The organism is Chitinophagaceae bacterium, from assembly GCA_016699815.1.
GTDB lineage: Bacteria > Bacteroidota > Bacteroidia > Chitinophagales > Chitinophagaceae > Ferruginibacter.
Window position 1 is genome coordinate 2,823,906 of record CP065012.1, and the last position, 12,035, is coordinate 2,835,940.

General features: G+C 37.0%; 7 protein-coding genes. 3 read left to right on the forward strand and 4 right to left on the reverse strand.

The window, feature by feature from the left end; translation table 11 throughout:
• Positions 1 to 20 precede the first annotated feature (20 nt).
• From cas2 to IPO46_12545, 4 genes are all read right to left on the reverse strand, one after another.
• A complete protein-coding gene (gene cas2 / locus IPO46_12530) occupies positions 21 to 326 on the reverse strand; it encodes a CRISPR-associated endonuclease Cas2 (GenBank protein QQS62885.1) in 306 nt (101 codons plus the stop codon).
• Between the two features lie 78 nt (positions 327 to 404).
• Positions 405 to 1,307, reverse strand: a complete 903-nt coding sequence (gene cas1, locus IPO46_12535; protein QQS62886.1) for a type II CRISPR-associated endonuclease Cas1 — start codon at positions 1,305 to 1,307, stop codon at positions 405 to 407.
• A gap of 59 nt (positions 1,308 to 1,366) precedes the next feature.
• Positions 1,367 to 1,852 (reverse strand): hypothetical protein, encoded by a 486-nt coding sequence (locus tag IPO46_12540; protein ID QQS62887.1) that lies wholly within the window; start codon positions 1,850 to 1,852, stop codon positions 1,367 to 1,369.
• 2 nt (positions 1,853 to 1,854) lie between these two features.
• The gene (locus tag IPO46_12545) at positions 1,855 to 7,008 is read right to left on the reverse strand and encodes a hypothetical protein (protein QQS62888.1); all 5,154 of its coding nucleotides are present in this window, start codon (positions 7,006 to 7,008) and stop codon (positions 1,855 to 1,857) included.
• A gap of 416 nt (positions 7,009 to 7,424) precedes the next feature.
• Between IPO46_12545 and hutH the strand changes: the two genes are divergently transcribed.
• From hutH to IPO46_12560, 3 genes are read left to right on the forward strand one after another with little or no spacing between them, the layout of a single operon-like run.
• Entirely contained in the window at positions 7,425 to 8,912 is a 1,488-nt protein-coding gene (gene hutH / locus IPO46_12550; GenBank protein ID QQS62889.1) for a histidine ammonia-lyase, read from the forward strand.
• 45 nt (positions 8,913 to 8,957) lie between these two features.
• Positions 8,958 to 10,619 carry a beta-glucosidase gene (locus IPO46_12555; protein ID QQS62890.1) on the forward strand — a complete coding sequence of 554 codons (1,662 nt, stop codon included), beginning with the start codon at positions 8,958 to 8,960 and terminating at the stop codon, positions 10,617 to 10,619.
• Positions 10,620 to 10,651: 32 nt separating this feature from the next.
• Positions 10,652 to 12,031, forward strand: coding sequence for a beta-glucosidase (locus IPO46_12560; protein QQS62891.1), 1,380 nt, complete (start codon positions 10,652 to 10,654; stop codon positions 12,029 to 12,031).
• Positions 12,032 to 12,035 lie beyond the last annotated feature (4 nt).

Sequence of the window (12,035 nt, forward strand, 5' to 3'; positions counted from 1 at the left end):
ATTTTTTTATTTCTATACGGTTAAAATAATTCTAATTGCTGTACCTGTTGCGGAGCTTCTGCAAGTTCTTTTCCTCTATAAATTTCCATCATGCCAAACTGTTTATCGGTAATGCACATAATACCTATATGGCCCTTGGCGGGCAGTATTTTTTTTACTCTTTGTATATGCACTTCTGCATTTTCCCGGCTGGGGCAATGGCGCAGGTAAATGCTAAACTGGAACATAGTGAAGCCGTCGGCCAATATATCTTTACGGAATTTTGTGTAAATTTTACGGTCTTTCTTAGTTTCGGTAGGCAGGTCAAAAAATACTAGTACCCACATAATTCGATAAGCATTTAACCGGTTAAACATTTTTATTTACCTGTTTTGCACAACTTTTAAGCTGTTGCGCCCAATTTTTTATAAGTCAAACTCTGGATATAAAATTTTGCGCACATTGCCTTCATAGCATTTGGCTAAGCTGGCAGTAGTTCGTTGTACCGCATTCATCATAGGGCTTTTTTTTCCATCAATTTTTACGTCCATTGCCGGTATTTCCAGCAGGCTTTTTTTAATGGAGGGCGACATTTCCAAATATGCGCCATTGTTGCGCATAATTTGAAAAACTACATAATCTACAAAAGGCCGGTAAGGTTCCATTACATCATCGGCAAGGCAGTAGGCATTATATTGGTTGCGATGATGAATACCAAGCGTAGGCAACAAGCCGCTGGCTACGAGGCTGCGGGCCAGCATTGCCCTTAATATTGCATAGCCATAGTTGAGCAGGTTATTTGGCGGCGGCCCGTGCCGTTCCCGCCTAAATGATAATGTCCCCGGAAAAACTCTTTTCCAGTAATATGCCGCTGCCTGGGCTTCGGCATTATCGCTATCGCCACTTTTTACCGAGGATGCCAGGTTTAACAATAATTGCGTTTCTGCTCTTTGAAAGCCAAGCATGCCTGCCTGGTTTTGAATTTTGGCAGCAATGGTTTGTTGCCATAATTGCTTTTTTAAGGGCAGGCTGGCTTCGGTTTGTATTTGAAACATTTTGCTTTGAAGAGAATTGCCGTCTAAGGTAAGCAGCATACCGGTAGGGTGGTGGGTTTCATCGCAGGTAATTACTGCGGTGTTATTGGCCAAAAGTTTTGAAAGTAAAGACTGGGTGATGGTGATTTGCCGGTGGTCCAATATCAATATGCCAATATCTTCAATAGGAATAGATTTAGGCTGGGCAACTTCATTTTGCAGTTGCACTACTAATTGTTCATTTTCGGTTTTAAGGTAAGCCGGGTTGCCAAAATAAAGAGTGCGTTTTATCATATAGTGCGCATTCGGTTTTTTAACTGAGACATATAGCAATGCCTCAAAATTACTTACACCTATTTTATTTTATTTTTCAACCGTATAATTTTTTCTAAATACTCTACATCTGCCAGATCTTTTGTACGACCTGACGATTTTTTATTTTGAATAAGGCTGTTGAAATGTATAACGGGCAGACTGAAGCCATCAATATCTGCCATTGTTTTTTGTGCAAAAGCATTTGGAAATGCTACTCCTGAAATATGCGTCAAAAATTCTGTTTTATCCGGCTGACTATTACTGCCAATATGAAATTTTTGGGCTTTTGTAAAATCCCAGCTTCTTATAGTGTGGATGCCTTCATCGTCAAATCCTAAAGCAGTAAATGCCTGTAGCAACATTTCTTTATTCTCATTAGATGGTTCTAACCAAATATCCATGTCTCCGGTTGTACGATGATATCCATAATAATTTACCGCATAGCCGCCAATAAGCATAAAATTTACCCGGTGCTTTAAAAGTGCAGCCAGGATTTCATGGTGTTCTTTAAAAAAAATATTCATAGCTATTCATCAAATTTTAGTTTACGATCGGGGGCGTTCATTTCAGATTCATGCTTGAATCCAAATGCGTTTAGTGTCAATTCTTTTAAAGCTTTGAGCCGCTCTATTGGTGGCATGGCAGCGTAATAGGCCAACTGATCATCTTCCATTGCTTCAAAGGAATTAAAGCTTTTTAATGTCCAGTTTCTTTTGGTATAGCTCACTTCCGGTTCGGATACCGCATTATTGTTTGTAGTTGAAGAAGTTTGGTAACTACCTGTTTTTGAGATGTTGCCGAGCCGGTCTATTTTTAGTTTGATGCAAACATCAATTATTTTAATGCCATCATCACTTTTTTCACTTAAATTTTGACTGCCGTATTCTCCTGTTTTCGAATCGCTATCATAAGAAATAATTAAATCAGATATTCTTGATTTAAGAAAATAGCATTGCTTGCCCGTTGATTTCCGCATAACATAAACTCTTTCGGAAATTTCCTTTTTATTAATCCAATTAATTTCTTTTTTACCTTCAATCTCTTCTTTTGTTGGCACATAAACTAAATCCCCTGGTGAAAGAATAATTTTATCAAATCCATCTCTATCTTCTGCAATAGGGTCGCCTTTTACAATTTTTTCGATTGCTTTGTGTGTAGCAATAGACCTATAATCGGTGCGTTTTTTGATTTTTGGATTTTCGTACATTATGAAGTATGCCATTGCTCCCTTGTCTGTTTCATAAAAACCACCGTTAAACATATCTTCAATATCTACTGTTCCATCTAATCGAGTAATAGATTTAATCTCTTTCCCAATTTTAGGATTCTCTATTGCTTTCTTGTTTAATTTTTCAAGCCCTTCTGCATTAAATGCTTCTTTAGGTACATTGTTGTACTCTAAAATATGGTCCAGCATCAATAAGTTAAAGGCACTTGTTTTCCTGTTTGGTGAAATGGTAAGATCCGCATCTGTAATGATTAGTTGTTTCTCATTGGGAAGTGAGTCGAAATAGTTTTTGTTAATGAATGAGAAATAAGGAAAATCATTTTTCATTTTTTCAATCGTTAGTTTTTCTACGTAATCTTTTTTAGTTAAATCCATTCGTTTAGTTTTATAAGGAATAAAGTGTGCAACTTCTATGGCTTCGTATTCTTTTTCAGCTAATTGATAAAGGGTTTTGTATTGTGGTTTCCCTTTCTTGTTGACTTTTCCTGTTTCAATTTTCTTGCTGTTCTTAGTTAGATACTCTTCTATTTCGTTAATCAATGAATCTTTTTCATCAATACCTGAGTTACAGCGTTTGATTAGCTCTTTTATGATTTGCCTAGCATATTGGTCATAAACATAAGATGCTGTTTTTCTTTTTTCTAAGTCTTTATCAATTAACTGCCGTTCAATTTCAATTTCAAATGCGTCTTTAACGGGAACCATTTTTGTTTCCTTGAGTTGGATCACCCCCAATGGTTCTTTAAACATAGACCGTCTAACTGCCATCCATTTAGCATTCTGTTTTTGTTCTTTAAAAATCTTTTTAGGTTGCTTTTCGCTTTCTGTTTTCCATGAAGCAGTCCGATTGGTTGGTGTGGAAATAATTTTATTACTTGTTTTAAAGGTAACAATCGTTTCTTCTAATTTATCCTTTGCTTGTTTTGTGAAACCATCCCATGGCTGTTTAAAATCCCTGATTTTGCTTTTTACTAAGGTTCGCTTGAAATTTTTTATTTCTTCGTCTGTATCTGCCGCACTTAATGTGTTTAGGTAACGAATGTGTTCTCTCGTGGTCGCTGCAATAATTAAAGCATCTAAGGCATGATGACGATGGTCAATGCGCTTTAAATCTAATTTCTCATTTTCTTTTACATTAAAATGAATTACAGGATTATTATGTTCGTCTTTATCATGTACGATATAATTATTCCCTGTTATTTTCTCTAATCGTTCAAAGCGAGGTTGCATTAATTCTTTCCAGACCCTGTTTAGCCCCCAATTATTTTTAAGTTCGGAAGTAATCATTCCTCCGGTGAAAAGAATCCCATTTTCATTTTTTGCAACGGGTGCAAGTAACTCAGATAATTTCCTGCCAATGTAGCGGGTGTCGTTTAATTGCCTTTCAACAAAATCTTCGGGTACTTCTGTAGCCAATAGATTCTTACGTTTTGCTTTTTGAAATTTGAATACGTCTTTACAATAAACGTCGTATTCTTCATAGGTAAATAACTTATACTCCGTGTCTCCGTATTTGCATTTCCCTTTGCTATCAGCAATAAAATTTGCAGCAAGTTGTTTGTCCTTGGCTTTATTTACTCCCCATTCAGCAATAACTAAGTTGTTAAAGCTGTCATTCTTCATCTTTGAACGAGGGATAATATGTTCAATCTCATATTGATTAATATCAAAGAGCTTGCTAAGCGGAATTATTTTACCGGTATATGGAGATCGGCAATGTTGGCTTAACCAAAGTGCATATTTTTTTATTTCGCCTGTCGTGGGTATATATTCCTTATTATCCTTCTTCTCCTTTTCCAATAAGTCTTTAAATTCTTTTTCTGTGCCTTTTGATAAGCTACGCCATATTCTAAACTTCTCAATATCCGCTGGGCTTTCTGGGTTTGGCGTAACTTCAAACTTCACATCTTCGATTTCAGTACCCTCTTTATATTGGTGAAAACCGTTATTTATCAATTCATAAAGCAACTTCTTAATCCGTTGCTTTTCAGTGAAGTTTTTATCCTGAGCTTTTGAAATTTTATCTCTTTCATCACTATTGTTTTTTAAGTTCCTTCCTAATTCAATATGAATTTCATCTATCTCCCCATATTTTTTCCATATTTCCCTAACTAAAAACATGGTTTCCTTTACAACTTGCTCTACTATTGGGTTGCGTAAACTGTTGTTAGGTATTTCTCTTTGTATGTACTTACCAAATTCTTCAATAGAATTAATTACGGCTTTATCTTTTTCTGAGTGCTTATCATAAATTAAGTAACCTGCCTGATAGGTGTTTAAGCCTTTGGCTAAATCAGTTTTTTCAATAAAACTTTTTAGTACTTGTTTTTGCACATCGTCATCAGCAATTTCTGATATTCTCTTAATGCTGTGGTTGATGTCATCCAATCGTTGTTTAATCTGCGTTGCCCTTTCTTTTATTGTAGGAGTAATATCTTGCTCGTTCCAATATTTCTCGCAACGCATTACAGGTAGCATTTTTTTAATTGCACAGGTGGAGAAGGAGCCATATTCCTTTTTGAGTTCTGATAGCTTAGTGAATAGCTCAATAACTTTTTCTTTGTTAGAGTTATCAGGTAAAAGTTTGTTTAAAGCAGTAGTTATACCTTTCCTTGATTTTTCTTCATCTGAGGAGGTTATGGAATAATCTATATGCCATAACTTCATTAGCTTTTCTTTGTCATTCACAATTTCTTTTCCATCAAATTCGGCTTTATCGAAAAGAGAACGATAACGAGAAAGCGTTTCATTTCCTTTTAGTTCATCACGCCTTGCAAAAAGATTGATCCTATGAGAATGTATTTTTTCTTTCTTGTCAATATCAAGTTTGATGTTTGAATTGGGATGATTTTCTTTGAGAAGAGTAAGTATTCTTTTTTCATTAACAGTTGCTCTGGAGTTAAATAAATCAAATAGCTTTTCTTTTATCTCATCATTAACGAAAGAAGCAGTTACATCTACATCTAATTTTGTTTTTCCATCTACTTTTACTTCTCTTTCTAAAACTCGTATGTTGTGTATATCTTGCCAAATTCTGAACTCCTGAAATAGGGGAGAAGAACGAGGAATACATTTTAATCCATAATATTCGCCATCAATACCTTTTCTCTTCTCATAGCGACATTCACTAATGGAATTTTTTTGCGATTTTAATTCTCTTTGGTAATAAATAATATCATCGCTTATGATGTGTAATAAGTCATGCTTTTGGAATTCAGATAACTTAGGCATATTATTTTTAGCCTGTGTGGGATAAAGCACTTCTGCCAATTTTGTGAGTGTTGCGTTAGCAGCATTAAATTTGTTGAGTTCTTTATTTAATTCACATTGTTTTTCCCAAATAGCATCTAATTCATTTTTATAGCGCCATCTGTAAACAGGATATTGACGAGCCTTAAAATTTCGGTTTGCTTTATATGCCTCTTTAATTTGATTGTAAAAGTATTCTCCAGGATGTTGGTTTCCTTCCTGCATTTTTTCACTCAAGGCAGTTGTACAAAGTGCCCAATCATCGTTTGTAGGTAATTGTGGTTTGAGTTGAGTAAGTTTTCCGTCTTTATCAACCTTATGAGTAACTAAAAATGTAAATTCCTTTTTTTCAATTTCTTTGTTCTTGTCGTCTTTATCATCTGCCCATTTTGGTTTTTCTTTTCTTGATTCTTCCCAAGTTTTCATCCTTTGGTCTTCTGCTTCAATGGCATAAGTATTTGATACGACATAGCCTTTCTTATCTTTTTTTTCTTCTTTAAATGTTACCGATTTTATTTTTGTAATAACTACAAATTGTGTTTCGATACCTTCTTCACCCCATTCTTTTTTGTTATTCTTTTCTATGAATTCATTATATGGAAGAACATTTGTTGTTTTTAAATCTTTTCTGCTGCTCTTGAACCCCCTACGCTGGTTAAGCATATAAATAACTCGAACTAATTCATGAATTGTAATCTTCGTGGTAAGAGCTTTTTTTCGCAGATAATAAATAATCCAGTCTTCGGGGACTATGCTTTTACCTTTTTTACTTTTCTTACCATCAATACCTAATTCTTTTTCAAATTCAGAAATGGTTTCACCTGAAAAGGGTAAGTAATCGCTGATTTTTAGGGAGTAGCCATTTTCGTTTATGTTCTTGTTAAATTGTTTTGAATCATCTAATGGAAAATTTTCATCAAGCCAACCTAATGCTTTAAAAACTTTTATAAGTCGTGTTCTTCGTAACTTATATCTGTGTTTTAATCTTCTTGCGCCACGTTTACTCCTTCGAAATGCTGCTTTTGTTTCTGCTTGTGCGCCACTTTCAAATTTTTGCAAGTAATCACCATCGGTTGGAATGATTCTACTGCCTATCCATGCAATGTTTCCTTCTTTCCCATAATCAGAAAATTCTTTTGGTATGTTAATTAATGCAGCCCCAATAGAGTTGGTTCCAATATCCAACCCTAGAATTTTTTTCATTTTGTTTTCCATGTTTTTTTCTTTTTATATATTTGCATTGAAGCAAATCACAATAAGGATTATATTCCGTAGTGAGGTTTACCTCAATTAGTTTTTGCCCTTGTACTTTAACAGGGGCATTTTTATTTTTTAAGAAGGTATTTATATAGCCGGTCAATTTCATGGGTTTTAGCAGATTCTTTCCTAAAGGCCGGATTTTAAACTTCAAATTAGCAAATAAAATTTATTTTCTGCTCAGGATTTTTAAGGATAGCTCGTTTTATTTGTGTATAGTGATTGTAGCTATAACTTTATTTTTGCGACCTCAGGTTGCCCGCCTGATTTTTAGCTTGTTTATTTTACTAACCAATATTATCTCTTTTATTTACTTTTGAATTAAATTTTATAAAATTTTACCAGTTAAGGATATTGCCTATATGAGCCTACAACCAACCATTCTCGATAACCCGTTTACTTCAATAGATCAGCTTACCGCTTTAACCGGCCATAGCCATAAGGTTTCTATTAGTAAAACTGCGGAGGATAATATTGTAAAATGCCGCAATTACCTCGATGAGAAATTGAAGAAAAGCCTAGCGCCATTTTATGGCATTAATACCGGTTTTGGTTTTTTACAAAACGTAGTTATTGAAAACAACCAGTTGGAAGAGCTGCAAAAAAACCTCATTTGTTCACATGCCTGCGGAATGGGCGAGGAAGTTGCTGAACCAATTGTAAAGCTCATGATTGCCTTAAAAATTAAATCGCTGGCTTATGGTAATTCCGGCGTGCAGCTGCAAACTGTTCAGCGTTTTGTGGATATGTATAACCACAATGTGCTTCCGGTAATTTTTACACAGGGTTCCCTGGGCGCATCCGGCGACCTTGCACCTTTGAGCCATTTGGCGCTGCCGCTTATTGCCGAAGGAGTAGTAAAGGTTGATGGCAGTATAATAGCGGCAGCTAAAGCCTTACAGCATTTAGGCTGGCAGCCCATTAATTTACAAAGTAAAGAAGGCCTGGCTTTAATTAATGGCACTCAGTTTATGAGCGCTTATGGTTGCTATATTTTAATACATGCAACAAAGCTGGCAAAATGGGCCAATACAATTGCGGCTATAAGCTTCGATGCTTTTGATTGTAGTACCGAGCCGCTCAATGAATTTATTCATTTGGTTCGCTCCCATAAAGGCCAGCTATCGGCTGCGGCTGAAATGAGAAACCTGCTGCAAAGCAGTGAAATTTGCGGCGCAAAAAAATCGCAGGTGCAGGATCCGTATAGTTTCCGGTGCATTCCACAGGTGCATGGCGCAAGCGCAGGCGCCATTGAATATGTGAGCGAAATATTTTTGAAAGAAATAAATTCCGTAACCGACAACCCCAATATTTTTCCCGATGAGGATTTAATTGTGAGTGGCGGAAATTTTCATGGTCAGCCATTGGCAATGGCGCTGGATTATTTGTGTATTGCTCTTGCAGAGTTAGGAAGTATCAGCGAACGCAGAACCTATCAACTCATTAGTGGGCAGCGTGGCCTGCCTCCGTTTTTGGTAAAAAATCCAGGGCTCAACAGCGGTTTTATGATTCCGCAATATACGGCAGCAGGTATAGTGAGTGAAAATAAGCAACTCTGCACACCGGCAAGTGTAGACTCCATCCCATCCAGCAATAACCAGGAAGACCATGTGAGCATGGGTGCAAATGCAGCAACAAAATGCAAAAGGCTGTTGGATAACCTGTATAAAATTTTAGCCATAGAATTATTTACAGCCGCACAGGCAATGGAATTCAGGAGGCCTTTAAAATCTTCTCCTACATTAGAATCTGTTCTTGCAGGCTATAGGAAGCATGTGCGTTTTAATGATAAAGACAGGATATTGCATTTTGATATGATTAATACTGTTAAGTTTCTTCAGCAGCAATAATAACTGTAGAATTTATCGTAAATTTAATGCCTATTTATACCGCTTATGAAGCAATGCCTCTATATTGTTTTCATGTCTTTTTTATGGTTGGGTTGTAAAAAAGATAATTCAGATCAAAATCCGCCGGTTACGCCACCCGGTTTTTCTGTTTCCTCCGCAACTATTGATGGCGCAGCATTTTTAAATTTAAAATATGATTGCAGTTTTAATCCGGTAATAAAATTTTATTTCTCCACAAAAATTGATGCAGCTACTGTTTCGCCTGCCTTAAATTTCAGGAATTTCCAGGGCGCTTTAATTTCTTATCAAAGTACAATGTCTAATGGCGATAGTGCAATTAATATTATTCCCAATCTTTCTTTACAAGCCTTAACAAAATATTCTCTTTCGGTAAATACAACACTAAAGTCGCAGGCCGGAGGTAAATTGCTCTCGGCGCTAACCATAAATTTTGTAAGTAAAATAGACTCTTCGGATAAGTTCCCTTTAATAACCGAAGATGCATTGCTTACCAAAGTGCAGGAGCAAACCTTTAAATACTTTTGGGATTTTGGCCACCCGGCAAGCGGCCTGGCAAGAGAAAGAAATACATCAGGCGATGTAACAACCAGCGGCGGATCGGGCTTTGGCATTATGGCCATTCCCGTTGGCATAAACCGTAGTTTTATTACCCGTAATGAAGGTTTGCAAAGAATGCAAACAATAGTTGCTTTTTTAAAAAACACGGCGCAAACCTTTCATGGCGCATATCCTCATTGGATAAATGGAAATACCGGTGCAGCAGTGCCTTTCAGCCCTAATGATAATGGCGCCGACCTTGTGGAAACCTCATACCTTGTTATGGGATTATTATGTGCACGCCAATATTTTGATGCGGCTAATACGAATGAAATAACATTGAGAGATGATATCAATATTATTGTAAACCGTGTGGAATGGGATTGGTTTCGCCGTGGCGGCCAAAATGTATTGTACTGGCATTGGAGCCCTACCGTTGACTGGGCAATGAACTTGCCCATAAAAGGCTGGAACGAATGTTTAATCACCTATATTCTTGCAGCATCATCGGCTACGCATGGTATTCCGCTAATTGTTTATAACCAGGGCTGGAAGGGTGGAAGCGGATATTTAAACGGCAATACCTATTATGGTTATACCTTGCCCTTAGGCCCCAATTTTGGTGGCCCGTTGTTTTTTTCTCATTATAGTTTTTTAGGCATAAATCCTTTTGGCTTGCAGGATGGAGGTATAAGTTTTGAAACACAAACAAAAAACCATGCACGCATCAATTATAATTATTGTAAGGCCAACCCACTTTCAAACTATGGGTATAGCCAATTGTGCTGGGGTTTAACGGCAAGCGATATTCAAAATGGCTATACCGCAAGTTCACCTACCAACGATGTTGGCGTTATTGCGCCCACTGCTGCCATTTCTTCTATAGCTTACACGCCTGCAGAATCTATGCAGGCATTAAAATTTTATTATTATAAATTGGGCGATAAACTTTGGGGCCAATATGGGTTTGTGGATGCATTTTCATTAAAAAATCAATGGTTTGCTTCTTCTTACCTTGCAATAGACCAGGGCCCAATGATAGTGATGATTGAAAATTACCGCACCGGATTGTTATGGAATTTATTTACAAGCTGTCCCGAAATTAAATCAGGCATGTTGACTTTAGGGTTTACTGCTCCATATTTATAAATTTTATTTTCACAAAATGCTCATTTGAAATTATGCGGAAATTTTTTTTTCTTCTTTTAGCAATATTAACCGGTTTCTTTTTCTCATGCCATAATACCAAAGTATATAAATCCAATCCTTTTTCAGCAGCTCAATATTCTAATAATGCAGTTTTTGATTTGTTGCAAAGGCAAACTTTTCAATACTTCTACGATGGGGCAGAACCGGTAAGCGGCATGGCAAGGGAACGCATCCATGCAGATAGTATTTATCCGCAAAAAGACGCAGGAGTAGTAACCAGTGGCGGTTCCGGCTTTGGCATTATGGCATTAGTTGTGGGCATAGATAGGGGATTTATTACCAGGGAACAGGGTGTTGCCCAACTTAATAAAATAGTAAACTTTCTGGAAACTGCCGACCGATTTCATGGCGTATGGCCGCATTGGTGGTATGGCGAAACCGGTAAAACAAAGCCTTTCAGCAAGTTTGATGATGGTGGTGATTTGGTGGAAACTTCCTTTCTTCTCCAGGGCTTGCTTTGCGTAAGGCAATATTTTAAAAACGGCAACAGCATCGAAAAACAAATTGCACATCGAATAGATAAATTATGGAAGCAGGTAGAGTTTGACTGGTACACGAATGGAGAAAATGTATTGTTTTGGCACTGGAGCCCCAATTATAATTGGAAAATGGATTTCAGAGTGCACGGGTATAATGAGTGCTTAATCATGTATGTGCTTGCGGCAGCATCGCCTACACATGCTGTAGCGGCAAAGGTTTACCACGAAGGATGGGCACAAAATGGAAAAATAAATGAAGTAAATAAAGCTGAAGGCATTGCAGAAAAATTTCCTTTCCGTTTGCAAATGAAACACCAGGGCGATGCATGGAACGGCGGCCCCATGTTTTGGGCACATTATTCTTATCTCGGCCTGGACCCAAGAGGATTAAAAGATAAATATGCAGATTATATGAAGGAGAATATTACTCAGTCTTTAATCAATTACCAATGGTGTGTAGAAAATCCGTTGAAGTTTAAAGAATATTCGGATAGCAGTTGGGGGCTTACCTCCAGTTATTCGGTAAAAGGCTATTCGCACCATGCGCCAACAATCGAAAGGGATTTGGGTGTACTTACGCCTTCGGCTGCCCTCAGCTCTTTTCCATATACTCCCAATCAATCAAATGCTGCTTTAATATTTTGGTACAACCATTACAAAAATAAATTGCTGGGTAAATACGGGTTCTACGATGCCTTTAGCGTAACCAATGATTGGTTTCCCCGGCGTTACCTTGCCATTGACCAGGGGCCGATTGTGGTAATGATGGAAAACTACCGCAGCAATTTATTATGGAACTTGTTTATGAGTTGCCCCGAAGTAAAGAAAGGTTTAATAAAACTGGGTTTTGAAAGCCCCTGGTTGAAAAAATAATATT